Origin of the sequence: Pseudoglutamicibacter cumminsii, assembly GCF_016907775.1 — a bacterium.
Classification (GTDB): domain Bacteria; phylum Actinomycetota; class Actinomycetes; order Actinomycetales; family Micrococcaceae; genus Pseudoglutamicibacter; species Pseudoglutamicibacter cumminsii.
This window is the reverse complement of the sequence record NZ_JAFBCO010000001.1, coordinates 640,512-664,861: the sequence shown is the minus strand read 5'-3', so window position 1 is coordinate 664,861 and position 24,350 is coordinate 640,512. Positions and strand designations below refer to the sequence as shown.

Annotated in this window: 18 protein-coding genes; 10 read left to right on the top strand and 8 right to left on the bottom strand. The window is 60.5% G+C overall.

All coding sequences use genetic code 11. The annotated features are described in order from the left end of the window. Positions 1–108: 108 nt before the first annotated feature. The 3 genes from JOD50_RS03040 to JOD50_RS03030 all read left to right on the top strand — a co-directional run bounded on the left by JOD50_RS03040 (position 109) and on the right by JOD50_RS03030 (position 5,797). Positions 109–2,352 (top strand): bifunctional copper resistance protein CopD/cytochrome c oxidase assembly protein, encoded by a 2,244-nt coding sequence (locus JOD50_RS03040; RefSeq protein WP_204880349.1) that lies wholly within the window; start codon positions 109–111, stop codon positions 2,350–2,352. Between the two features lie 115 nt (positions 2,353–2,467). After that, positions 2,468–4,393: an NHL domain-containing thioredoxin family protein gene (locus tag JOD50_RS03035; RefSeq protein WP_338051981.1), complete on the top strand. Its 1,926-nt coding sequence runs from the start codon at positions 2,468–2,470 to the stop codon at positions 4,391–4,393. 144 nt (positions 4,394–4,537) lie between these two features. Beyond that, positions 4,538–5,797: an MFS transporter gene (locus JOD50_RS03030; protein WP_204880345.1), complete on the top strand. Its 1,260-nt coding sequence runs from the start codon at positions 4,538–4,540 to the stop codon at positions 5,795–5,797. A 66-nt stretch (positions 5,798–5,863) separates the two neighbouring features. Here the strand turns inward: JOD50_RS03030 and JOD50_RS03025 are convergent, their stop codons facing one another. Then, on the bottom strand, positions 5,864–6,691 hold the full coding sequence (locus JOD50_RS03025; RefSeq protein ID WP_204880348.1) for an AEC family transporter: 828 nt from the start codon (positions 6,689–6,691) through the stop codon (positions 5,864–5,866). Between the two features lie 209 nt (positions 6,692–6,900). Here JOD50_RS03025 and JOD50_RS03020 point away from each other — a divergent pair, with 209 nt between their 5' ends. Then, complete coding sequence (locus tag JOD50_RS03020) at positions 6,901–7,473, top strand: NADPH-dependent FMN reductase (RefSeq protein WP_019174205.1); 573 nt, start codon at positions 6,901–6,903, stop codon at positions 7,471–7,473. A 112-nt stretch (positions 7,474–7,585) separates the two neighbouring features. Here JOD50_RS03020 and JOD50_RS03015 read toward each other — a convergent pair whose 3' ends face one another. Continuing rightward, entirely contained in the window at positions 7,586–9,451 is a 1,866-nt protein-coding gene (locus JOD50_RS03015; protein ID WP_070491708.1) for a phosphoenolpyruvate carboxykinase (GTP), read from the bottom strand. Between the two features lie 244 nt (positions 9,452–9,695). On the opposite strand from JOD50_RS03015, the gene nrdI reads away from it, so the two are divergent. From nrdI to JOD50_RS02990, 5 genes are all read left to right on the top strand, one after another. Beyond that, entirely contained in the window at positions 9,696–10,211 is a 516-nt protein-coding gene (nrdI, locus tag JOD50_RS03010) for a class Ib ribonucleoside-diphosphate reductase assembly flavoprotein NrdI (RefSeq protein ID WP_019174207.1), read from the top strand. Then, entirely contained in the window at positions 10,208–12,382 is a 2,175-nt protein-coding gene (gene nrdE / locus JOD50_RS03005; RefSeq protein WP_204880347.1) for a class 1b ribonucleoside-diphosphate reductase subunit alpha, read from the top strand. Before nrdI ends, nrdE begins: the two co-directional genes overlap by 4 nt. A 114-nt stretch (positions 12,383–12,496) precedes the next feature. After that, positions 12,497–13,525: a class 1b ribonucleoside-diphosphate reductase subunit beta gene (gene nrdF, locus JOD50_RS03000; RefSeq protein WP_082784698.1), complete on the top strand. Its 1,029-nt coding sequence runs from the start codon at positions 12,497–12,499 to the stop codon at positions 13,523–13,525. Between the two features lie 215 nt (positions 13,526–13,740). Beyond that, a complete protein-coding gene (locus JOD50_RS02995) occupies positions 13,741–14,961 on the top strand; it encodes an AAA family ATPase (RefSeq protein WP_204880346.1) in 1,221 nt (406 codons plus the stop codon). Between the two features lie 163 nt (positions 14,962–15,124). Further along, a complete protein-coding gene (locus tag JOD50_RS02990) occupies positions 15,125–16,384 on the top strand; it encodes an MFS transporter (RefSeq protein ID WP_204880345.1) in 1,260 nt (419 codons plus the stop codon). Between the two features lie 66 nt (positions 16,385–16,450). On the opposite strand, the gene JOD50_RS02985 is transcribed toward JOD50_RS02990, so the two are convergent. The 3 genes from JOD50_RS02985 to JOD50_RS02975 all read right to left on the bottom strand — a co-directional run bounded on the left by JOD50_RS02985 (position 16,451) and on the right by JOD50_RS02975 (position 20,019). Continuing rightward, positions 16,451–17,398 (bottom strand): AEC family transporter, encoded by a 948-nt coding sequence (locus tag JOD50_RS02985; RefSeq protein ID WP_239541505.1) that lies wholly within the window; start codon positions 17,396–17,398, stop codon positions 16,451–16,453. A gap of 113 nt (positions 17,399–17,511) precedes the next feature. After that, positions 17,512–18,918 (bottom strand): MFS transporter, encoded by a 1,407-nt coding sequence (locus JOD50_RS02980; protein ID WP_204880344.1) that lies wholly within the window; start codon positions 18,916–18,918, stop codon positions 17,512–17,514. A gap of 9 nt (positions 18,919–18,927) precedes the next feature. Further along, complete coding sequence (locus JOD50_RS02975) at positions 18,928–20,019, bottom strand: MBL fold metallo-hydrolase (RefSeq protein WP_338051980.1); 1,092 nt, start codon at positions 20,017–20,019, stop codon at positions 18,928–18,930. Between the two features lie 116 nt (positions 20,020–20,135). Between JOD50_RS02975 and JOD50_RS02970 the strand changes: the two genes are divergently transcribed. Beyond that, positions 20,136–21,098: a LysR family transcriptional regulator gene (locus JOD50_RS02970; protein ID WP_204880343.1), complete on the top strand. Its 963-nt coding sequence runs from the start codon at positions 20,136–20,138 to the stop codon at positions 21,096–21,098. Between the two features lie 30 nt (positions 21,099–21,128). Here the strand turns inward: JOD50_RS02970 and JOD50_RS02965 are convergent, their stop codons facing one another. The 3 genes from JOD50_RS02965 to JOD50_RS02955 form a co-directional block, all read right to left on the bottom strand. Continuing rightward, on the bottom strand, positions 21,129–21,944 hold the full coding sequence (locus JOD50_RS02965) for a putative hydro-lyase (protein ID WP_204880342.1): 816 nt from the start codon (positions 21,942–21,944) through the stop codon (positions 21,129–21,131). A gap of 67 nt (positions 21,945–22,011) precedes the next feature. Further along, positions 22,012–23,253 carry an NRAMP family divalent metal transporter gene (locus tag JOD50_RS02960; RefSeq protein WP_420825525.1) on the bottom strand — a complete coding sequence of 414 codons (1,242 nt, stop codon included), beginning with the start codon at positions 23,251–23,253 and terminating at the stop codon, positions 22,012–22,014. 343 nt (positions 23,254–23,596) lie between these two features. After that, entirely contained in the window at positions 23,597–24,325 is a 729-nt protein-coding gene (locus JOD50_RS02955; RefSeq protein ID WP_285327266.1) for a hypothetical protein, read from the bottom strand. Positions 24,326–24,350: the final 25 nt, after the last annotated feature.

Genomic DNA, 24,350 nt, shown 5'->3' with positions numbered 1-24,350 from the left:
CAGGCACCGCCTAAACTGGTTCTGATGAGCTTCGCTCGCCGAACTCCATGTGAACAAAGTTCGCGGTAGAACAGAGTCCCTGAAAGATAGAGCCCCAGAAAGGCGTCCATGTCGCAGTCGCAGGTTGCAACGTCCAAGCGTGCGTCAGGCAAGCCCGCCCGCGGAAAACATGATGCCCCCTCCGCGCGCGACGCCGGGCTAGCTGCTGACAACCCTCGCGTTGCACACGCGCTCACGTGGGGTGCCATCCCCATCGGGCTCATCACCCTGTTCATCGCGCTAGCCTACTCCGGAACTGCGCTGTCCGTGCTGCTAGGCGACCCCGGCGTCGTGACCCGCTACGGTCTGCCGATCGCACGCTGGGTGCACGACGCCAGCTTCTCAATGACTCTCGGGAGCCTCATCTTCCTGTGCGCAATCATCCCGCGCACAACCCGGCCGAAACGGACCACTCGTCCCGCCGGATCCACGGACGGCGGGGAATTCACGAAGGCTTTCAACCGGCTCATCCTCGTTGGGTCGGTCGCCGCGATCGTGTGGACGTTCGCCGCGATGGCGACGCTCGTGCTCAGCTACTCCGACGCCGCAGCATTACCGGTCACCGCGGACACGTCGTTCACCAACGGCATCTTCGACTACATGCTGAACTTCGACTTCGGTCGAAGCTGGGTTGTGGTGGTTGCTCTCGCTATCACCACAAGCACCATCATGTTCGCGGCGCGCAGTGCGAATGCGCTCGGCTGGGCCGCAGGTGCGGCAGGCGTTGCGCTTGTACCTCTCGCGCTGCTCGGCCACGCTGCCGGCGGTGACGACCACTGGGGTGCCGTGAACTCGATCGGCCTACACCTGCTCGGTGTCGTGGCCTGGGGTGGTGGGCTCGTGGCCCTCGCCGTCGTCGCAGGCCTGCTTGGTGGGCCGCAAAAGAACATTACCGGCGCCGAGACTAACCCATCCGCGGCGGAAGTCCTGCAACGCTTTTCGCACCTCGCAGGCGCATCGTTCTTCCTGGTCGTGCTGTCCGGCGTGGCCGCTGGAGCGATCCGCGTCCACACCCTCGATCAGTTGTTCGGAACCCAATACGGCTGGTTCCTCATCCTCAAAGCGCTCCTGTCGATCATCCTCGGCTTCCTCGGGCTGATCCACCGGGCCAACATCATCCCGCGGCTCAGAAACGGCGACCTCACCGCGCGCAAAGCCGCGTGGCTCATCATCGGCGTTGAAGTGGCGATCATGTCCGCAGTCGCGGCCATCGCAGTGGTGCTCGCCCGCACTCAGCCGCCGGTATCCACCGCACCGCCGGAAGTCATGTCGCCAGCCCGTCGCCTCTCCGGCTACGAACTGCCGCCAGAGTTAACCATGTCGTCGTGGGCAACCGTATGGCGCTTCGACTGGCTGTGGGTAGCGATCATTGTTTTCCTCGCGATCGCGTACGGCCGCTGGGCGCGCCGTGTCCACGCGAAAGGCGGACACTGGGATTGGTGGCGCACCCTCAGCTTCTACGTAGGGCTCGCGTCCCTGTTCTACATCACGTCAGGGCCGATTGCGGTCTACGGTGTGAACCTGTTCTCGATGCACATGGTGGACCACATGGCGCTCACCATGGTTGCGCCGTTCTTCCTCGTGGTCGGTTCGCCGATCGCCCTCGCCCTCAAAGCGATCCCTGCGCGGCGCGACGGAACCCGCGGCCCACGCGAATGGACGCTGGTGTTCCTGCACTCCAAGTGGGCTCAGGGAGTCACGAACCCGATCATCGCAGCCGTGAACTTCACCGCGTCGATCGTGATCTTCTACTCGACTGACCTCATGTGGTTCTCGATGAAGTACCACCTGGGTCACGAGTTCATGAACTTCCACTTCCTACTGACCGGCTATGTCCTGGCAGTCAACATGATCGGCCTCGACCCGTTGCCGCATCGCGCTCCATACTTTGTGCGGCTCGTGATCCTGCTGATCACCATGATCTTCCATGCGTTCTACGCGACCAGCATCATGGGCACCGACGTCTTGATCCAGCCGGACTGGTTCGGCAACCAAGGCCGTGAGTGGGGCCCGAGCGCGATTGAAGATCAGCGAATAGGCGCCGGCGTGATGTGGGGTATCGGCGAGGTTCCGACACTCATGCTCGCCGTGGGCGTGGCCGTCGGGTGGTCGCGTTCGGAGGAACGCATTGCCCGACGCGACGAGCGCGTGGCCGAGCGCACCGGCAACCGCGAGCTGCGCGACTACAACGAGATGCTGCAACAGCTCCAGGGCGACCAGGCTCAAGGTCTCGAGGAGGCCCGACGCGCGGCCCGGATCCGCGCAGGCTTGCCGGTCGATGGCCTACCGGAGGACGATACGCCGCGGGCATAAAGCGCGATGTTACGCGCTGTAACCGCTCACGCGCACCCAACTTTTAGAATGGGACACAGTCAGTTGCGCTGTGTGTGCAATGAGTGAGAGTCCCGTCTGAATCCCAGGAGTTTAGGTGTCTGCAGAGTCTGATGCACTTCGTACCGGCGTCCGTTTGCGCGCGAGCGAGCTTCGCGGCCGCGGCTGGATGAACACTGGCGGTAAGGACCTTGATCTAGCGAGCCTTCGCGGCAAGATCGTGCTTCTGGATTTCTGGACGTTCTGCTGCATCAACTGCCTGCATGTGCTCGATGAGCTGCGTCCGCTTGAGGAAAAGTACAGCGACGTGCTCGTCACGATCGGCGTGCACAGCCCCAAGTTTGAGCATGAGGCGAAGAAGGAAGCGCTCGAGGCCGCGGTCGAGCGCTACGAGATCGAGCACCCTGTTCTGGATGACCCGGAGCTGTTGACGTGGCAGGCCTACACCGCGCGTGCATGGCCAACGCTGGTTGTTGTTGACCCGGAGGGCTACATCGTCGCGCATCTTTCGGGTGAGGGGCACGCCGCGGGCCTCGAGTCTTTGGTCGAGGAGCTGATCGAGGAGCACGACGCGAAGGGCACCCTGCACCGTGGTGACGGACCGTATGTGGCTCCGCCGGCGCGCGAAGGCGACCTCCGCTTCCCGGGCTCGGCGATCGAGCTTCCGAACGGCCAGTTCCTCGTGGTTGACTCCGGCCACCACCGCTTGACGATCATGGACACAGACCTCGTGACCAAGGTCGGCCAGATCGGTTCCGGGGTGCGTGGTTTCGCCGACGGCAACGCAGAAACTGCGCAGTTCAACGAGCCGCAAGGCGCCGCGGTTGTGCCTGCGCACATCGCGGAAAAGGTCGGCTACGACGTCCTGGTTGCGGACACGGTCAACCACCGTTTGCGTGGCGTCAACACGGCCACGGGTGAGGTCACGACCGTTGCGGGTAACGGTGTGCAGCGGTTGCTCGATGCGGAACGCGCCCGCCTGCAGGATGCCGGCTGGTCGCGCGAGCTGGGCGAGAACGCTACCGAGCTTTCGCTCTCGTCCCCGTGGGATCTCGCGTGGGCTGAGAAGGCTGGCCGTTTTATCGTTGCGATGGCTGGAACGCACCAGATCTTCGGCTTCGACCCCCTCAAGGCCGAGGTGACCTTGGAAGCCGGCTCCGGCATCGAAGGCTTGGATGATGGCACGGCGGATGTCGCGATGTTCGCGCAGCCGTCCGGCGTGGACACGGACGCGAACGGGGACGTGTGGATTGCCGACTCGGAGACGTCCGCGGTGCGTGTGCTGCGCATCGGCGAGGACGGCACGGTTGCCAAGGTTGAGACCGCGACCGGCCTGGGGCTTTTCGACTTCGGTTTCCGCGACGGCCCGGCCGATGAGGCTCGCCTGCAGCATCCGCTGGGCGTTTCGGTGCTTCCGGACGGTTCGGTTGCGATTGCAGACACCTACAACGGCGCCGTGCGCCGCTACGACCCTGTAACGCATACCGTTGGCACGCTCGCCGAGGGCTTGCAGGAGCCGGCGGAAGTGCTCGTGGACCATAGCGTTGACGGCGATCCGGTTCTGTTGGTCGTTGAGACCAACCAGCATCAGCTCGTGCGCGTCCCGTTGCCGAAGGAATCGACCACGGTTGATCGTGGCGCATCGCAGACACAACGCCCTAAGACTCTCGTGAAGCCGGGCCAGCACAAGCTCACCGCGCGCTTCACCGCTCCGGTGGGGCAGAAGCTCGACTACCGCTGGGGTGACCCGACGCAGCTGCAGGTTTCCGCCTCCCCTGAGGAGCTCATCCTTGAGGGCGCTGGTACGAGCCAGGGCCTCGTGCGTGAGCTCGTCCTCAACCCGGAGATCACCGAAGGTGTCCTGCACATCACGGCGCGCGCCGCGGCATGCGATGGCGAGGAAGGCCAGGAAATCCCGGACCACGCTGCGTGCCACCTCTACCAGCAGGACTGGGGCATCCCGGTACAGCTTGATGACGCGGGCGAGGACCACCTCGAGCTTGACCTGCGCGGCCTAAACTAACGCCGGCTTCGGCGATCCTCTACAGAAGCATCTCTTAACAAGGCGGGACCCTAGGCGTAGGGTTGAATCTACAGTTCAATCCACGCCGGGGTCCCGTTTTGTGTGGCCCCACCGGTTCTGCGCCGTTGAGGAGGCCGCCTATTCATGTCCCGCATGTTCGCCTCGCTGCAGATCAAGAATTACCGGTGGTGGTTTTTCGGCGGCTTGGTTTCGAATATCGGGACGTGGATGCAGCGCATCGCGCAGGACTGGCTGGTCCTGACCCAGCTGACTGATAATTCGGGGACCGCGGTGGGCGTCGTGATGGGTCTGCAGTTTTTGCCGATCCTCTTTTTGTCTGCCTATGCGGGCGTGATGGCTGACCGTTATCCGCGTTTGCGCATCGTGCAGATCGCGCAGGCGTTCATGTGTGTGCTCGCGGTGATCCTGGGTGTCATGGTGCTCACGGAGACGGTTGAGCTGTGGCATGTGTATGTTTTCGCGACGCTGCTGGGTGTGGGGGCGGCGTTCGATGCGCCGGCCCGTCAGGCTCTCGTGAATGACTTGGTGCCGTCTAAGTTGGTTCCGAACGCGGTTTCGTTGAATTCGACGAGTTTTAATTCGGCACGGCTGATTGGCCCGGGTGTTTCGGGGCTGTTGATTGCCGCGGTCGGTACGGGCTGGGTTTTCTTGCTCAACGCCGCGAGTTTCGCGGGCGTTCTGCTTTCGCTGTTTGTGATTTCCCGGAACATGCCGGCGAACAGCCAGCCGCGGGTTCCGCGTCAGCGTGGCCAGGTTGTTGAGGGCATCAAGTATGTTGCGCAGCGGCCTACGCTCATCATGATTATGGTGCTCGCGTTTGTGGTGGGTTCGTTTGGTCTGAATTTCCCGGTGTTCAACTCGGTTATGGCTACCACGGTGTTCGATGCGGATGCTGAGGTGTTCGGTTTGCTCGGCACAATCCAGGCGTGCGGTACGTTGGCTGGCGCGTTGATGGCGGCGCGGAGGCAGGGTTCGCGGCTGAAGTTTGTGGTGGGTGGCGCGATCGGTTTCGGTATCACCGTGATCGCCGCGTGCGCGGCCCCGTGGTTGTGGCTGTATGCGGTCTTGCTGATCCCGACTGGTTGGGCGGCCGTGACGTTCTTGAATTCGTGCAATGTGACGTTGCAGATGACGGTCGACCCGCGGTATCGCGGACGCGTGATGGCGCTGTACATGGTTTTGGTCATGGGTGGCACGCCGCTCGGTGCGCCTTTGATGGGGTGGCTGGCCGAGATCTTGGGTGCCCGCGCGTCTGTTTTCTTGGCGGGGCTGATTTCGTTGGTGGCTGGTTTGTGGGGACTGTGGCACTGGAACCGGCACGCACCGCAAGGCGAGTTGCGGCGCCGTGTGCGCCGCATCCGGGTCCGCTTCATGGGCCGCTGAGCACCAACAGTTACATGGCCGGCTGGGCCGCTACCGCATCGTACGCCGACTGCGTGGGACGGGCGCTCACCCGAACAGCATCGCGCAGATGAACATGAGCGGCACCCCGAGCAGTGTGGAGAGCAGTACGGTGTCTTTCGCGGTGACCATGCCTTGGTTGTAGTGGGTTGCGGTCACGAACACGTTTTGCGCGGTGGGGAGCACACCGAGGATTACGGCCATGAAGATGCCGGCGGAGTCGAGCTGGAATACGACGGCGGCGAGGAACCACGCGATCAGCGGGTGCACGATGAGTTTGAAGGTGAGCACGAGCATGACGTCGATCCGGCGGCCGCTGCCGTGCTGGAGCGGCTTGGAACCCACGAGCGAGATTCCGAACGCCATGAGCATCGCCGGGACCGCGGCGCCACCGAGGATTTCGATGGGGTTCATGACGGTTTCTGGGATGGTGGCTCCAGTGGTGGCTACGATGACGCCGGCGAGTGAGGCGAGGATCAGCGGGTTGGTTGCGATGCCTTTGAGCGCGCCGACCACGCCGGAGCCGACACGTTGGGTCTGAACATCGAGGCAGATGAGGGAGATCGGCTGGAGGATCGCGAGCTGGAACAGCAGGACCGGCACGGAGTAGGTTGCGTCGCCGAGCACGAAGATCGCGATGGGGATGCCGAGGTTAGCCGAGTTGACCATGCCGGCTGAGAGCGCGCCCACGGTGAGTTCAGTTGACCTGCGTTTGAGGGCTAGGCGCGCGATCAGTACGTAGAGGGTCATGACGGTGAACGCGCCGATCGCAGCGATGAACACTTGCGGCCCGAAGATGACAGCGACGTCGGCCCGCGCGATTGTGTGGAACAGTTGAAAGCCAGTGGCTTGGATCCCCGCAAGTTCCGGGAGCACCAGGCCGCGCTTGGTGCTCGGAGCTTCGGTTACTCATGAGGTTCGCAATGGCGGAATTGTTAACATAGGCTTGACCTCGTGAGCGAGTGCCGGTTCTGCTCGGCTTGGGGCAGCGACCGGCAGCTCGCGCCGCGCGAGTCTGTGGCGTATGAGGGCGCGGATCGCGGTGCATGATCCACAGTTGAAATAGAGAAAAGAGAGTGAAACGTATGACGAAGCGCGTGAGTGTGATTGTTGGGAGCCTGCGTCGTGGCTCCTTTGCCCGTAAGATTGCGCACAACCTGATTCCGATGTTCCCTGAGGGGTACGAGGCGAAGATCGTGGAGATCCGCGACCTGCCGCTGTACGATTTCGACTACGACGACCCAGAGGTCACCGACAAGCCGGTGCCGGCGGAGTACACGGAGTTCCGCGAGACGATTAAGGCCTCTGACGGGGTGCTGTTTGTGACCCCGGAGAACAACCGCACCATCCCGGCGTGCCTGAAAAACGCGGTGGATATTGGGTCGAAACCCAACGCCGACGTTGCGTGGAAGGGACTCCCGGCGGGAATTGTGAGCCACTCTGTTGGACGCATGGGCGGGTACTCGTCGCAGAAGAACCTGCGCCTTGCGCTTTCCTACTTCGACATGCCAACGCTTGGCCAGCCCGAGGTGTTCCTGTCGCAGTCGCCTGAGCTTTTCGGTGACGGGGATAAGATCACCCGCGAGTCAACCGTTGAGTTCCTGCAGAAATACATTGACCGCTTCGCTGAGCTGATCGAAAAAACCAGCCGCGATTAGTTTTCGCGGGCGCGTAACCCAAAGGCGAGGGGGAAACCGAACACGTTTCGGTTTCCCCCTCGTTTGTTGTGTGGCAGTTTTGTGTCGCCGCGGCCGCGCGGTGGCGCAGGCGCTAGCTGTCTGCGCCCCCTGCGTCAGTTGCCGCCTCGGCCCGCAACGCCTCGACAAGCGCCTCGTGTGCGTCCCAGATTTCGCGCGGCATATCGGGCAGCTCGCGCAGGTGCTCAGCGCGGTGATCGGTTTCCTGCAGCCAGCGTTCAACGTCAACCCGCAGCAGTTTGTCGAGATCCGCCGCGTCGATTTCGAGACCGGTAAAGTCGAGCTCTTCAACAAGCGGGAGCACGCCGATCGGGGTTTTGCGTCCCTTGACTTTGCCGTCGCGGTACTGTGTGAGCCAGTTCAGCGCGCGCAGGTTCTCGCGGAAGCCCGGCCACAGGTAACGACCGGTTTCGGGTTCGCGCTGGAACCAGTTGACGTGGGCAAACATCGGCATCTCTTTCAGCTGCCCGAGCACTTTAAGCCAGTGTTCGGCGTAGCGACCCTCGGAGTACGAGAAGAACGGACGCATCGACATCGGGTCGTAACGCAGCTGCCCGTCAAGCCCGTCCGCTGCGAAAGTCGCCTCGGCGCCGAGTGTCAGCCCGTCGTAGACGCCATCAACAAGGTTGTCGATTGCGCGGATCAGCGGTTCACGATCGCGGGTGCGGCCACCGAAGATAATCGCGTCAACGACCACGCCCTCGGGTTTGGAGACGTCTTCGGCGAGGTTCGGGATGCGCTCCAGCGGAATAGTGAAGCGGCTGTTCGGGTGCGCCCACGGTTCGTTTTGCTGCTCGGCGGTGCGGTCGGTGATTTTCGCGCCGGTCCAGTCGAGCCACCCTGCCGGGTCGGCCGGGGGTTCGGGGGTGAGACCCTCCCACCACACCTCGCCGGTGACTTCGTTGTAGGCGGTGTTGGTGAAGATCGTGCCCGATCCCTCAGCGATTGCCGCCATCGCGGTGGGGTTGGAACCCTCGTTGGTGTCTTTTGCGACACCGAAGGCACCGTTTTCGGGGTTGATGGCACGGAGTTTCCCTTCGTCGTCAACCCACATCCAGGCGATGTCGTCGCCGTAAAAATCAACGCGGTAGCGGTCGCCGAGTCCGTTTGGCGGCAGCGTCATCGCGAGGTTGGTTTTCCCTGACGCGCTCGGGAAGCCGCCGCACACGTGCGTGGTGACGCCGGTTTCACGGTCGTGGATCCCAAGCAGCAGGAACTGCTCCGCGAGGAACTTCCCTGAGGCGTAACCGTCGTAGGACGCCTGGCGCAGACCGTGGGCGATTTTACCAAGCAGCGCGTTGCCGCCGTACGCGGAGCCGAAGTGCAAAATGGTGCGCTCGTCTGCGACGGTCACAAACATCCGCTCGTCGGCGTCGGTGCCCTGCTGCAGCGCGGTCAGGTCACCGGTGAGGTGCACACCGCGCACGAAGAAGTCCTGGTCGCTGACACCGTCGAAGTGCTCAATTCCGACGCGGGCCATGCGGATCATCTGCAGCACCACGTTGCGGTCGTCGGTGAGCTCAACTCCGAGCGCGAAGTTCGCAAGCGGGGTGCCGGGAGGGGCCATCAGGTACGGCACCACGTACATGGTTTTACCCGCCGAAGCGCCGCGCATGCGGCTCGTCAGCAGCGGTTTGACCTCGCTTGAGTGGCGCCAGTTGTTGTAGCGCCCGCGATCCGCCTCGTCAGCCGTGGCGACAAAGGTGCGCTCTTCGGTGCGGGCGGTGTCTTTCGGGTGTGACCGTGAGTAGTAGCGACCTTTGCCTGCGCGGAGCATTTCGCCGGCGGCGATGGCCTCTTCGAGCAGCCTGGCGTCATCCGCTGCTGAGACGAGCTCGATCTTTTCAGGATTGGTGATCTCTGCCCACTCGCTCACAAAAGCGCGAACGCTTTCCACGTGAATCTCTGGAGGAACTTGAAATTGCTTTGATGCGGTCATCAGGCGCCCTCATTCATTCTTTAGTTTCCGGGTCTCACTTGTGCTCTCTACCGTAGTACGTCGAGTCTGACAGCACCATAAGCAACCCCTTTGAGTCTTGGGTTCGGTATGACGTAGTCTGCACTTCGGCGTGTCGTAGATTTGTGAGAGTATTCGTGCTAAACACTATATGTGGTGCCCGCAATGTGGGTCAGGACTAGATGTAGGGGTGGGATTGCTGAGGCGCAAATGCTGAGAGGAGAACATGCTGATGAGTGAACGCAGGGAAGGCCGAACACGAAGCGTCGCGGAGGTGCGAGTGCTCGAGGGGCAAGATTCACCTGACCTGGTGTTTTTCTCGAGCGTTTCGGAGAACACCCTCCGCTTCGTCGAGAAGCTCGAGCGCCCGGCGGTGCGGATCCCACTCCGACCGCGCACAGAGGGAATGATCCGAGTGACCAGGCCCTACGTGCTCGTGGTTCCGACCTACGGCGGCGGAGCGCAGGCCGGGGCGGTGCCGCGGCAGGTGATTACGTTCCTGAACGATCCTGCAAACCGCGCGCTGATCCGCGGCGTGATTACCGCGGGGAACACCAACTTCGGTGAGCACTACTGCATCGCAGGACCGATCATCTCAGCCAAGTGCAAAGTTCCTGAGCTGTACCGCTTTGAACTTCTTGGCACCAACCGCGACGTTGCTCGAGTCAAGGCTGGTTTAGACGAATTTTGGGCACGACAGAACACATTAGAAGCAGAAGCAAATGAGGAGGACGTCGCATGACGATCGCCACACCATCAGAAACAACCACCCCCAACACTGCACGGGTTGGCGGGGTCGGCGAGCGGAAGGACTACCACGCGCTCAACGCCCAGCTGAACCTGTTTGCGGCGGACGGGTCGATCCAGTTTGACAAGGATCACGAAGCGGCGGAGGCCTACCTGAACCAGCAGGTCATCCCGAACACGAAGCAGTTCGCTTCGGTGTGGGAACGCCTGGAGTGGCTGATCGAAAACGAGTACTACGAAGCCGAATACCTGCGCGCCTACGACAAGGACTTCGTCGAGCGCCTCCACGAACAGGCCGACGCTTTCGGGCACAAGTTCCAGACCTTCCTCGGTGCGTTTAAGTTCTTCACCTCCTACGCGCTGAAAACCTTCGACGGCAGCCTCTTCCTCGAAAACTTCGAGCAGCGAGTTGTTGCCACGGCGCTGTTCCTCGGTCAGGGTGACGAGGAACTGGCTTCGAAGACGGTCACCGAGATCCTCTCGGGCCGTTTCCAGCCGGCAACTCCGACGTTCTTGAACACGGGTAAGAAACAGCGCGGCGAGCTCGTGTCGTGCTTCCTGCTGCGCGTTGAAGACAATCTCGAATCGATTGGCCGCAGCGTTAACTCTGCGCTGCAGCTGTCCAAGCGCGGCGGCGGTGTGGCGCTGCTGCTGTCAAACCTCCGCGAGGCGGGTGCCCCGATTAAGCAGGTCGAGAACCAGGCTTCCGGTGTTGTTCCCGTGATGAAGATCCTCGAAGACAGCTTCAGCTACGCGAACCAGCTCGGCGCTCGCCAGGGCGCAGGCGCTGCGTACCTGCACGCGCACCACCCCGACATTATGCGGTTCCTCGACACGAAGCGTGAAAACGCTGACGAGAAGATCCGCATTAAGACCCTGTCGGTTGGGGTTGTGATTCCGGATGTGACCTTCGAACTGGCTAAGCAGAACAAAGATATGCACCTGTTTAGCCCCTACGATGTGCTTCGCGAAACCGGTATTCCGCTTTCGGATCAGTCAATCACCGAGCGCTACGACGAGTTCGTCGCGAACCCGCGGATCCGCAAGACCACGATCAGCGCGCGCGAGTTCTTCAAGACCCTCGCTGAGCTGCAGTTCGAGTCGGGCTACCCGTACGTGCTGTTCGAAGACACTGTGAACCGTGCGAACCCGCTCGAGGGGCACATCAACATGTCGAACCTGTGCTCGGAGATTCTGCAGGTGAACACCGCCTCTGAGTACGACGCCGCAATCGGGTACGAGACGATCGGTCACGACATTTCGTGCAACCTCGGCTCGCTGAACATTGCGCAGGCAATGGCCAGCCCGGACTTCGGCGCAACCGTTGAGATTGCGGTGCGGGCGCTGACGAGTGTGTCGGATCAGACCGACATTCAGGCGGTGCCGTCAATTGCCGAGGGTAACCGTGCGTCACACGCCATCGGCCTCGGCCAGATGAACCTGCATGGCTACCTCGCTTCGCAGCGCATCCACTACGGCAGCGAAGAGGGAATTGACTTCACCGACGCGTACTTCCGCACGGTGACCTACCACGCGCTGCGCGCTTCGAACCAGCTGGCGATTGACCGCGGTGCGACCTTCGCGGGCTTCGAGAAGAGCGACTACGCTGACGGCAGCTACTTCGACCGTTACACGGCCGAGGAGTGGGTGCCAGAAACCGCGCGGGTGCGTGAGCTCTTCGCCGAGGCCGGAGTTGCGCTGCCGACGGTTGCGGACTGGGAACAGCTGCGCGAGTCGATCCGCGAACACGGTATCTACAACGCGTACCTGCAGGCGGTGCCACCGACCGGGTCGATTAGCTACGTGAACAACTCGACGGCTTCGATCCACCCGATCGCCTCGAAGATTGAGATTCGTAAAGAGGGCAAGCTCGGCCGCGTGTACTACCCGGCTCCGCACATGACAAACGACAACCTCGAGTTCTTCGAAGACGCCTACGAAATCGGCGCCGAGAAGATCATCGACACCTACGCTGCTGCGACCAAGCACGTGGATCAGGGTCTGTCGCTCACGCTGTTCTTTAAAGACGAGGCGACCACTCGCGACATCAACCGCGCGCAGATCTACGCGTGGCGCAAGGGCATCAAGACGCTGTACTACATCCGCCTGCGCCAGCCCGCGCTCGAGGGAACCGAGATCGAAGGCTGCGTTTCCTGCGCGCTGTAGTCGCGTTCGCGCCCGCGTGTGCGCCCGTGCTGCGCGCGCGGGCGCACCGCGCGCCGTCCGCGCACTCCGCGCACTGACCACCAGACACCACTAGTGAAAGAGCTTTATTGAACTATGACTGATCCGTTGAACACCGACCGCCCGCTGCAAGAGATCTCGGTCACCCCGCCGTCGTACCGCCACGACCCGACAGCCCGGCTGCGCCCCATTAACTGGAACCGCGTCACCGACGACAAAGACCTCGAGGTGTGGAACCGTCTGACCGCGAACTTCTGGCTGCCAGAGAAGGTGCCGCTGTCAAACGACATCCCCGCGTGGCAGAAAATGACCCAGGAAGAGCGCACCCTCACGATGCGCGTCTTCACCGGTCTGACCATGCTCGACACCGTGCAGGCAACTGTCGGTGAGATCGTGCAGATCCAAGACTCCCGCACCGAACACGAAGAGGCCGTCTACACCAACATTGCGTTCATGCAGTCGGTGCACGCCCGCTCGTACTCCTCGGTGTTCTCAACGCTGACGAGCACCCCGGAAATCGACGACGCCTACCGCTGGGCAGTTGCCAACGATCTGCTGCAGGAACGCTGCAAGAAGGTGCTGCACCACTACTACGGCGATGATCCGCTCAAGCGTAAAGTGTCTTCGACGCTGCTGTCGTCGCTGCTGCTGTACGCAGGGTTCTACCTGCCGCTGCACTTCTCGGTGCACGCGACGCTGACGAACACCGCAGACATGATCCGCCTGATTCTGCGTGACAAGGCAGTGCATGGTTACTACTCGGGTTACAAGTACCAGCGCGGACTCGAGACGCAGAGCAAAGAGCGTCAGGAAGAGATGCGCAAGTTCACCTTCGACCTGCTGGAAGAGCTCTACGAGCTTGAGCTGCAGTACTCGGGTGAGCTGTACGAGCCGCTCGGCCTGATGGACGACGTTGCCGTGTTCGTGCGTTACAACGCGAACAAGGCGCTGATGAACCTCGGTTACCCGTCGCGGTTTACCGCTGAAGAGACCGAAGTGAACCCTGAGATTCTCGCGGCGCTGTCACCTGGCAGCAACGAAAACCACGACTTCTTCAGTGGATCAGGATCGAGCTACATCATCGGTAAGGGCGAAGACACCACCGACGACGACTGGGACTTCTAGGCTCAAGGGCTTAACGGCTCGAGGGCTCAGCGGCTCGATTCGGGCCGCACCGTCCGAATAGCGCACCGCGGGTTGGACGCTGGCACACGCCGGCAACCTTCCCGCGGTGCGCTGTTTTGTGCCCGAGCCAGTGCGATTCTTGTCGACTATGATCGACAAAACCTCCGCAAAGTAGCAGCTTGTCGACTATACTCGACAAAACAGGGAGGTTTGTGGTGGACAGAATCATTGAACGCCCGAGATACTTTTCGCGGATCCAGCCCTTTATCGACAAACCCCTCGTGAAGGTGCTCACCGGTGTGCGTCGCTCCGGCAAATCTACGATTCTGCAGCAGCTGCAAGAAGTGATTCGCGCGGGCAGCGCTGATCCACAAGTGTTTGCGATGAATTTTGAGTCCGCTGACGGGCTTCACATCACAGACGCAGCGGCGCTGCTACGGCGCATCGAAGCCGAAAACCTCAACAAAAACACCCGCGCGTATTTCTTCTTTGACGAAATTCAGCAGGTCGCCGACTGGGAGAAAGCCATCAACGCGATCCGCGTCGACTATGACGCAGATATCTATGTCACCGGGTCGAATTCGCGCATGCTTTCCGGTGATCTCGCCACACATCTTGCCGGTCGCTACGTTGAGTTCTTGATCCAACCGTTTTCGTTTGCGGAATTTGTCGAGCTGCACCGCCAAAGCGACCGCACACTGAGCGAACACTTCCAGCACTTTGTGCAGTTCGGCGGTTTCCCGGCGTTGAAATACTTCAACCTCGACCGGGAACCCTCGCTCGACTACCTTGACTCGGTGTACAACTCGGTTGTGCTCAAAGACGTGATTGAGTATCACCAGATCCGCGACGTCGACATTTTTCACCGCATCGTCGGTTACTGCTTCGCAAATATTGGAAAAACCTTCTCGGCGCAGTCACTGGTGCGTTTTTTCAAAAGCGAGGGGCGCACCGTTTCGGTTGATACCGTGTTGAACTACCTTGAGTTTTGCGTGAACGCTTTCTTGATTTATCGGGTTCCGCGCTTTGACATTGTGGGGAAGGCGAGGCTTCGGGCAACTGAGAAGTACTATGCGGTGGATCACGGTTTTCGTGAAACGCTCGGCCTTTCGAACCAGGCCGACATTGAGCTGACCCTCGAAAACATCGTGTGCGTGGAGCTGCTTGCGCGCGGGTACGAGGTAAGTGTCGGAAGAGCCGGCGCGCGCGAGATTGACTTCATCGCCCGCAAAGGTTCCGACACCGAGTACTTCCAGGTGAGTTACCTGCTCGGCAGCCAAAACACCGTCGACCGCGAGTTCGGTGCCCTTCGCGGGGTTACCGACAACTTCCCGAAAACCGTGCTGAGCATGGACCAGTTCGACATGAGCCGCGACGGGATCCAACACAAAAACATTATCGAGTGGCTTGTCGAGCCCTCACCGTTGCACAGCTAGGTGTCATCGCCTAGCCTGAATACCAACATGACCGGTACCGCTACCCATTTTGGTGGGAGCCCAGGGCCGGTCTTTGTTTTTCTCGATCTAGCCGTCAATCCACGCCGGGGTCCCGTTGTGTGTGGCCCCACCGGTTCTGCGCCGTTGAGGAGGCCGCCTATTCATGTCCCGCATGTTCGCCTCGCTGCAGATCAAGAATTACCGGTGGTGGTTTTTCGGCGGCTTGGTTTCGAATATCGGGACGTGGATGCAGCGCATCGCGCAGGACTGGCTGGTCCTGACCCAGCTGACTGATAATTCGGGGACCGCGGTGGGCGTCGTGATGGGTCTGCAGTTTTTGCCGATCCTCTTTTTGTCTGCCTATGCAGGCGTGATGGCTGACCGTTATCCGCGCCTGCGCATCGTGCAGATCGCGCAGGCGTTCATGTGTGTGCTCGCGGTGATCCTGGGTGTCATGGTGCTCACGGAGACGGTTGAGCTGTGGCATGTGTATGTTTTCGCGACGCTGCTGGGTGTGGGGGCGGCGTTCGATGCGCCGGCCCGTCAGGCTCTCGTGAATGACTTGGTGCCGTCTAAGTTGGTTCCGAACGCGGTTTCGTTGAATTCGACGAGTTTTAATTCGGCACGGCTGATTGGCCCGGGTGTTTCGGGGCTGTTGATTGCCGCGGTCGGTACGGGCTGGGTTTTCTTGCTCAACGCCGCGAGTTTCGCGGGCGTTCTGCTTTCGCTGTTTGTGATTTCCCGGAACATGCCGGCGAACAGCCAGCCGCGGGTTCCGCGTCAGCGTGGCCAGGTTGTTGAGGGCATCAAGTATGTTGCGCAGCGGCCTACGCTCATCATGATTATGGTGCTCGCGTTTGTGGTGGGTTCGTTTGGTCTGAATTTCCCGGTGTTCAACTCGGTTATGGCTACCACGGTGTTCGATGCGGATGCTGAGGTGTTCGGTTTGCTCGGCACAATCCAGGCGTGCGGTACGTTGGCTGGCGCGTTGATGGCGGCGCGGAGGCAGGGTTCGCGGCTGAAGTTTGTGGTGGGTGGCGCGATCGGTTTCGGTATCACCGTGATCGCCGCGTGCGCGGCCCCGTGGTTGTGGCTGTATGCGGTCTTGCTGATCCCGACTGGTTGGGCGGCCGTGACGTTCTTGAATTCGTGCAATGTGACGTTGCAGATGACGGTCGACCCGCGGTATCGCGGACGCGTGATGGCGCTGTACATGGTTTTGGTCATGGGTGGCACGCCGCTCGGTGCGCCTTTGATGGGGTGGCTGGCCGAGATCTTGGGTGCCCGCGCGTCTGTTTTCTTGGCGGGGCTGATTTCGTTGGTGGCTGGTTTGTGGGGACTGTGGCACTGGAACCGGCACGCACCGCAAGGCGAGTTGCGGCGCCGTGTGCGCCGCATCCGGGTCCGCTTCATGGGCCGCTGAGCACCAACAGTTACATGGCCGGCTGGGCCGCTACCGCATCGTACGCCGACTGCGTGGGACGGGCGCTCACCCGAACAGCATCGCGCAGATGAACATGAGCGGCACCCCGAGCAGTGTGGAGAGCAGTACGGTGTCTTTCGCGGTGACCATGCCTTGGTTGTAGTGGGTTGCGGTCACGAACACGTTTTGCGCGGTGGGGAGCACACCGAGGATTACGGCCATGAAGATGCCGGCGGAGTCGAGCTGGAATACGACGGCGGCGAGGAACCACGCGATCAGCGGGTGCACGATGAGTTTGAAGGTGAGCACGAGCATGACGTCGATCCGGCGGCCGCTGCCGTGCTGGAGCGGCTTGGAACCCACGAGCGAGATACCGAACGCCATGAGCATCGCCGGGACCGCGGCGCCACCGAGGATTTCGATGGGGTTCATGACGGTTTCTGGGATGGTGGCTCCAGTGGTGGCTACGATGACGCCGGCGAGTGAGGCGAGGATCAGCGGGTTGGTTGCGATGCCTTTGAGCGCGCCGACCACGCCGGAGCCGACACGTTGGGTCTGAACATCGAGGCAGATGAGGGAGATCGGCTGGAGGATCGCGAGCTGGAACAGCAGGACCGGCACGGAGTAGGTTGCGTCGCCGAGCACGAAGATCGCGATGGGGATGCCGAGGTTAGCCGAGTTGACCATGCCGGCTGAAAGCGCGCCCACGGTAAGTTCAGCTGACCTGCGTTTGAGGGCTAGGCATGCGATCAGCACGTAGAGCGTCATGACGGTGAACGCGCTGATCGCGGCGATGAACACTTGCGGCCCGAAGATGACAGCGACGTCGGCTCGCGCGATCGTGTGGAACAGCAGGGCCGGGCTTGCGATGAGGAACGTGAGCCGGTTCAGTACGTAGCGGCCCTCGGGGCCGAAGACGTTGAGTTTTCCGGCAATGTAGCCGACCAGGATCACAACCCAGATAGCTGTGAAGCCAGACAGCACGCCAAGCATCGCCGAAACGTTGCCCATCATGGTCTCCTTACACAAACAGGCGGGTAGGTTCAGTGCTCGGCCTCCGCTGAGGCCTCATCTAAACCTACCCGCCCGCGTCGGCTAAGGCGTGTGTCGGCTAAGTTATGCGTCGCCTACGCCTGCATCGCCTCCGGTTGCTGACCTGCGACCTTCTTGGCGGCACGGATTTCATCTATAGCGCCGGTGTGGACGTCTTCCGGCATCTTGTACAGCGCAACCGTGATCGCACCCATTAAGGCGATACCTCCCCAGATGGCGCCCAATGCCCAAAGGCCGCCGGACGGGCTCCAATGAACGAGTGCGGTAGCGATCATAGGGGTAACACCAGCGCCGATAGCGGAAGCGAGTTGATATCCAAGCGAAGCGCCGGTGTAGCGTACAGACGGCGGGAAGAGCTCAGCAACGTAGGCTGCGATCGGACCGTATACGAGGCCCTGAACGATACCGTTTCCGAGGATAATAGCGAGCGCATACTTGCCCATATCGCCAGAACCGATCAACTGCGCGAGGGGCAATGCCGCGACAGCTGCCACGATGCATGCACTGATCAGCATTCGACGGCGACCTATGTGGTCGGCAAGTCGAGCAGCCCCGAAAGTCACGAAAACAGTGATGATAGCCGCGACGGCTTTCCAGTTCAGGACTGTTGTGCGGTCGTTGCCGGCTTCAACCGCTACGGAGACACCCCACACAGTTGTGATGGCCTGGGTTGTGTACACGGTGATCGCTGCAACAAGCGATACCATGACTGGCTTCTTGTAGTTCTGGATGACTTCGGCCAGTGGCGTCTTTTTCTTATGGGCCTCTTCATCCATCTTCTGGAAAGCTGGAGTTTCTGCGACCTTGAGACGGATGTAGAGGCCAATCGCGATCAGCACGCCGGAGATCAGGAACGGGATACGCCAGCCCCACACGACGAAGTCGTCCCCAGTCAGGACAGTCATGAGCGACATCGTGAGGGTCGCGAGAACTGCGCCGGCAGGTGCGCCGGCATTCGCAAACGATGCGGCGAAGACGCGCTTATTGGCTGGAGCATGCTCAATAGCCATGAGTGCTGCGCCGCCCCATTCGCCGCCGACGGCGATGCCCTGGACGATGCGCAGGAGCAACAGCGAGATTGGTGCGATGATGCCGATCTGAGCTGTAGGTGGCATGAGCCCGATGATGACGGTTACGGCTCCCATGATGGTCATGGTGGTCACGAGAGCTGATTTACGGCCGATCCGATCGCCGAAGTGGCCGAAGATGATGCCGCCGAGCGGGCGCGTAAGGTAACCGACAGCGAGTGTGGTGAAGGATGCGAACAGGCTCAACCCGGGACCGAGATCTGCGAAGTAGAGGTGTGCGAAAACGATGGATGAGGCCGTCGCATAGAGCATGAAGTCGTAGAACTCGATCATCGAACCGATAAAACTCGATGCGAGGATCGCCTTCATATCTTTAGTGCGCAGGCTGTTTTGGGTGCCGTCGTTCTTTGTTTGAGGTTGTCCGAGCGTCTTGGCGGTGGAGTTTGTAGTCATGAGGAACCTCTAGTTTGATGTGGTGCGGATGATTTCGATGATGTCGAGGTCATCAGGAATCAGGAATGCGTCGCCCATGTGTGATTTACCGTAGGCCCAGATGTTGGGGTCACTGTTTCCGGGGACGATGTGGTGAAGCGCGAGCCGCTTAGCGCCGGCTTCTTGCGCGATGCGGACGGTCCCTTCGACGGAAGTGTGGGACTTGTAGTGGTGCTCGCGGCTGGCTTGCGCCTTGGGCCTGTCATCGTGTGCGTAGAGTTCCTCAACCCAGCCGAAATCGATCGCTTCGTGCAGCAGGAGGTCGGTCCCCTTCGCGAGGCGCACCATGTTGGGTGTTTCGGTGGTGTCGCCGCTGATAGTCACGGACCCGTATTCCGAATCGAAGCGGAAGGCGAATGCCGGCGCGATCGGTGGGTGCTCAACGAGGATCGCTGAGACCGTGACTTTGTCGTCCTCGAAGATGACGAACGGTTCCATGTCCGGTGTCGGATTGTCGTTGGGATGGTATCCGGTTTCTTCGGGGATCTTGATGTCGTGGCCCTTGAAGACATCGGTTGGAGAGATACGCAGGGAATCCAGGACGCGGTCGTTGAGATCGGTCGCGTAGGCAGCGAAGAGGGAGTTGAGCATGTCTTCGATGCCCGGGGTCGGACTTTCTGGCGCAACCGGCTGAGGTGGGGTGGTGGCTAAAGGTGATACGGGTGGCAGGGCACCGCGGTCGCCAGGGCCGTAGAGGGGGAGCGGGGTGTCCCGGTCGGTGTCGAATTCGTACAGTCCGAATATGAGGAGCCCTGGGAGGTCCACGGTGTGATCGGAGTGCATATGAGTCATAAAGAAGCCTGCGAGCTGGCTGTAGTCAAGACCGGATTGGCGGATACGTCGGCCGGTTCCGCTGCCTGCATCGACGAGGTAGAAGCGGTCGTCAACGACAACCGCAGTTGAGATCCCGTACCGGTCGCGGGTGTTGTTTTTCCAGTAGCGGGGGCCACCTGCGGTTCCGAGGGTGATGACTCGCATGCCGGGGTTATCGATGCTCGCTGGGTTGATGTTCTCATCGCAGCGCGGCAAGGCGGTATCTGGGTTGATGTGCAGAGAACGCACGGTGCCTCCTCAAGAGAGAATGTGTCTTGCGTCACATGGGTGCCTTTAAGTCTCCGAGGAGAGGTGGGTTATTTCAAACTATTTATTTTTCGAATCTATATAACTAGAATTTGCATATGGAGGGAATGAACGTCACGTTCCGGCAACTTGAATACTTTTTGGCGGTGCTTGACCACGGGTCGATGAGTGCTGCGGCGGATGCTTGCCATGTCACGCAGGCGAATATTTCGAGCGCGATAGCAGCCCTCGAAAAAGACATCGGGACTCAGCTGATTCTTCGCGGCAAGGGCCAACGCTCAGTTCTTACTCCAGCAGGGGAGCGATACGCGCAGCGTGTTCGAGGGGTGCTGACGGATATAGCGGAGGCGCATCAGGAGGCGAAGTCTGCCGGAGGGCGACTACGTGGTCCTCTCAAGATCGGCGGGATGCAGTCCACCATCGTCCTCTACTTTCCCGATATCACCGCGCATTTCGCGCAACATCATTCAGAGGTTGATCTGAGCTTTATTGAGGCAGGCCCGCGCGGTTTGGAAGAAGCTGTTGCTCAAGGGAAAATAGACGCCGCTCTTATGTTGGGGCAACAACGTACCCGGACAGACCTCGCAGTTGATGTCGTAGGGCGTGTCAGGCTCAAAGCAGTTTTACACGAAGACCATCCGTTGGCCGTCCAGGAACAGGTTTCCATCAAAGACTTAGCGATGCATACGGTGATTGCGTTGGACCCGCCGGAGATCCAACGCCCTTTTCTTCAGAAGGCCCGAAATTTAGGGGTTGAGATCTCGCCGAGATGGCGCTTCGCCTCTTGGGAGGCGATCCGCTCATTTGTTCGCCGGGGCCTGGGCGTTGCGGTGAGTAATATCGCACCGCCGGAGGTTCTCACGGGATGCGATTCTAAGAGCACGGAGAGCGCTCACGAATCACAGGCATTGTCGGCTGAAGGCGGGTTGGTGTATCGACCGCTGGCGGAAGAGGTCTTCCAGAACACGATTGATGTGGTCTATAGGAAAACGCAGTTCCCACAAGAGAAAATCCAGGAGTTGATCCGGGTAGCCAAAAAGATTGGAGCAGAAACGCTCTAACTCTCCCGTACGCCCCTAAGTTCCCGCCCTTCACGGAACCTGCAAGTCGGTGTTCTTAAGGTCGGTGACGAGCATGTGGCCTGGGCCGTGGCCGATCGCGAACTCCGGCTTCGAAGCCATGACGGCCGCCTGTGGGGTCACGCCGCACGCCCAAAACACGGGAACGGTACCCTCGGGGATGTGTACGGCGTCCCCGAAGTCCGGCTCCGCGAGGTCCTCGATACCGATCGCTTCCGGATGCCCCACATGCACTGGCGCGCCGTGCACGCCGGGGTAACGGGAGCTGATCCGCACCGCATCCGCCACACGATCCGCGGGGATGGGCCGCATCGAAACCACGAGCGGCCCGGACATCCGGCCCGCAGGTTCGCACTCGATGTTCGTGCGGTACATCGGGACGTTGCAGCCCTGCGCGATGTGCTGGACCGGGATCCCCGCTTCCAACAGTGGCGCTTCGAACGTGAAAGAACACCCGATGATGAACGTCACGAGGTCATCACGCCAATACTCCAGCACATTCGAAGGGGTGTCCACGAGCTTGCCATCCCGGTACACGGTGTAGGACGGCGCGTCGGTCCGGATGTCTCCGCCGGCCAGCAGCGGCCCCGTGGTCGCGCCGGCCTCCAAAACCCCGAGCACAGGGCACGGCTTCGGGTTACGTTGCGCGAACAGCAACACATCAAAAGCCAGATCCTTAGGCACGATGAGCAGGTTGGCTTGCGCCCAACCGTCACTGAAACCCGCAGTGGGTCGCCGCAGGCCTTCCCGGAAGAGCGCGCGGGCTTCCACAGGGGTAAGGCGTGCCGCATCGTTGGTGGCGCTGCCGTGAGCTTCGGCGGGGTTCATCTGTTCTCCTTTGTCCGCTTGTTTAAAAGCGTAGGGCCTGACGCGGCAAGCATCAGACCCTAGCTGTTTAGGCCCAGAGCTTGGCGAGACCGCCAAGCGAGTTCCAGCCGAGGAACAGCGTGAGCAGCCACGCGAACAAGCCGATCAACAACAGCCACGCCGGGTATTTATAGCCGTTGAGAATATCTCGGCGGGCCCATGCGGCGTAGAGCAGCACCGTCATCGAAATCGGGAGGATCAAACCGTTGAACGCGCCAGCGAAAATCAGCAGGGTCTGCGGTGCCTGGTTGATGATGAGGTACACGACCGCGCACACGGCGATGAACCCGACGGTGAGAATGTTCCGCAGTCGTGGGCTGGCGTCGTGCTTGGTGATGAACGAAACCGACGTGTAAGACGCGCCGATCACGGACGTCAGGCCGGCTGCCCACAGGATCACACCGAACATGCGCAGACCGATCTCGCCAGCTGCGTGGTAGAACGCGTCGGCCGCAGTGTTGTCTTGTGCCAGCGTCACGCCGGTGGCAACAACGCCGAGGATCGCGAGGAACAAAAGCACGCGCAGAACACCGGTCACAATGATGCCGAGGACCGAGCTCACGGTAATCTGACGGACCGCCTCAGGGCCCTTGATACCGGAGTCGATCATGCGGTGCGCACCCGAGAACGTGATGTAACCGCCAACGGTACCGCCGATGAGCGTCGTGATGACAAGGAAATCGACCTGATCCGGCATCACAGTGTTCTTGAGAGCCTCACCAACTGGAGGGGCAGACACGATCGCGACGTACAACATCAGCAGAATCATGATCGCGCCGAGCAAAACCACGATGCGGTCAAGCGCCATACCTGCGCGCTTGGACAGGAAAATCAGGATCGCGATCGCTGCCGAGATGCCGCCGCCGATGCGCGCATCCCAGCCGAACATCGCATTGACACCCAGGCCGGTACCACCGATGTTGCCGATGTTGAAGACGAGCCCGCCGATGAACACGAGGATCGCGAGGAACCAACCCACGCCGGGCAGGACCTTGTTACCGATCTCTTGTGCCCGCAAACCGGAGACACCGATGATGCGCCAAACGTTCATCTGAACCGCGATGTCCACGAGGATGGATACGAGGATCGCGAACGCGAAAGCGGCACCCAGCTGGACCGTGAAGTTGGTGGTCTGAGTGATGAAGCCGGGGCCGATGGCGGAGGTCGCCATGAGGAACATAGCGCCCATGAGGGCGGTGCGGTTCCCCTTTGTCAGCTGAGGCTTGGTTGAGGCGCCGGCGGTGCCGTCCTTCTCAAGGTTGGTGGCCATGGTGCGTCCTTAGAACTAAGAATTGGAACTATGAATGCGAATGAGTGATTGGGAGAATGCTAGCAGTAAAACGTGAAGTGAAGCACTTCGATTCCAGAGGTATGAGGCTGTGTGCAGGGGTGCAATCGATCGAGGTGCTTGCTCGCTTGTGTTGGGCAAGATTGCAACAACAGTGATGTGGCCAGGCGTGTTGAAGTCTTTGTCCGTACCGTGCTCCAGGCAAGAACCGGAGTCTTAAACCCTCCAGAGCATTCTGGTAAAGTACGTGATTAGAAGGTGGGAACAAGGTCTCCCATCATGTTTAGAGAGGGTCTAGCGGACGTAAGCGCCGTTAGGCCCTCTCTTATTTCCTGTTCGGACGACGCTTCAACAGATCACTGACTTGAGAGATGCCTGATAGCCATTGTTCTATTGAGGGGTTGATAGAAGAGACGAGATCGAACGCCTCCTGAATCGCTGATTTCACATCAACGTTTATCAATGGTTCGACGTGGGATATCCGATTCCGCAACCTGTGCAGGTGGGCCACCCGCCAAAACGTCACTTTTCCGTTTACATCATCTATGTGAGGAAACGCATTGCTCAAGGCTTCGTCCCATAGCCGCCTTCGATTTTTATTTTTATCTTCCTCAGGATTGGCACCGGGGAGATGGTTGGGCAGTAGGTCTCGCCACATGCCGAACATGACCTGGGCTAGCACATCGTCGTGAGTGACTTTCTGTCCGTAACGGTGGTGCTCTATTGGTCTGTTCTTGTCTTCTTCGATGGCCCTTGCGAGCGCATTTTTGCGTTTATAAGCAGTCAGGGATCTCAAAGGTGAGGCGGGGTCTTCTAAAAGCCAACTATTTGCACCGGGTATTTGTGCCCGATTCCAGGCTTGTAACTGACTATCGATAGCGTTGCGCAGAATAACTTCAGTGTTCCCGAGCACAGTTTGCACGGCTGCAGTTAATTCACCATTCCACCTGTACAGGTTCAGCGCCGCCTTACGGTTACCGTTACAACGGTCCAGGTAAGGTCGCATGCGGGCAACGGAAAGCCCTTCAATAACCTCTTGGCGCCAATCATTCACAGCACCGATTATTACACGAGTTAAA

What these genes read in the sequence shown, in the direction of transcription:
- JOD50_RS03040 (WP_204880349.1), top strand. Translation starts at nt 109, where the DNA reads ATGTCGCAGTCGCAGGTTGCAACGTCCAAGCGTGCGTCAGGCAAGCCC.
- JOD50_RS03030 (WP_204880345.1), top strand. Translation starts at nt 4,538, where the DNA reads ATGTCCCGCATGTTCGCCTCGCTGCAGATCAAGAATTACCGGTGGTGG.
- JOD50_RS03020 (WP_019174205.1), top strand. Translation starts at nt 6,901, where the DNA reads ATGACGAAGCGCGTGAGTGTGATTGTTGGGAGCCTGCGTCGTGGCTCC.
- JOD50_RS03015 (WP_070491708.1), bottom strand. Translation starts at nt 9,451, where the DNA reads ATGACCGCATCAAAGCAATTTCAAGTTCCTCCAGAGATTCACGTGGAA.
- nrdI (WP_019174207.1), top strand. Translation starts at nt 9,696, where the DNA reads ATGCTGATGAGTGAACGCAGGGAAGGCCGAACACGAAGCGTCGCGGAG.
- nrdE (WP_204880347.1), top strand. Translation starts at nt 10,208, where the DNA reads ATGACGATCGCCACACCATCAGAAACAACCACCCCCAACACTGCACGG.
- nrdF (WP_082784698.1), top strand. Translation starts at nt 12,497, where the DNA reads ATGACTGATCCGTTGAACACCGACCGCCCGCTGCAAGAGATCTCGGTC.
- JOD50_RS02990 (WP_204880345.1), top strand. Translation starts at nt 15,125, where the DNA reads ATGTCCCGCATGTTCGCCTCGCTGCAGATCAAGAATTACCGGTGGTGG.
- JOD50_RS02985 (WP_239541505.1), bottom strand. Translation starts at nt 17,398, where the DNA reads ATGATGGGCAACGTTTCGGCGATGCTTGGCGTGCTGTCTGGCTTCACA.
- JOD50_RS02980 (WP_204880344.1), bottom strand. Translation starts at nt 18,918, where the DNA reads ATGACTACAAACTCCACCGCCAAGACGCTCGGACAACCTCAAACAAAG.
- JOD50_RS02970 (WP_204880343.1), top strand. Translation starts at nt 20,136, where the DNA reads ATGGAGGGAATGAACGTCACGTTCCGGCAACTTGAATACTTTTTGGCG.
- JOD50_RS02965 (WP_204880342.1), bottom strand. Translation starts at nt 21,944, where the DNA reads ATGAACCCCGCCGAAGCTCACGGCAGCGCCACCAACGATGCGGCACGC.
- JOD50_RS02960 (WP_420825525.1), bottom strand. Translation starts at nt 23,253, where the DNA reads ATGGCCACCAACCTTGAGAAGGACGGCACCGCCGGCGCCTCAACCAAG.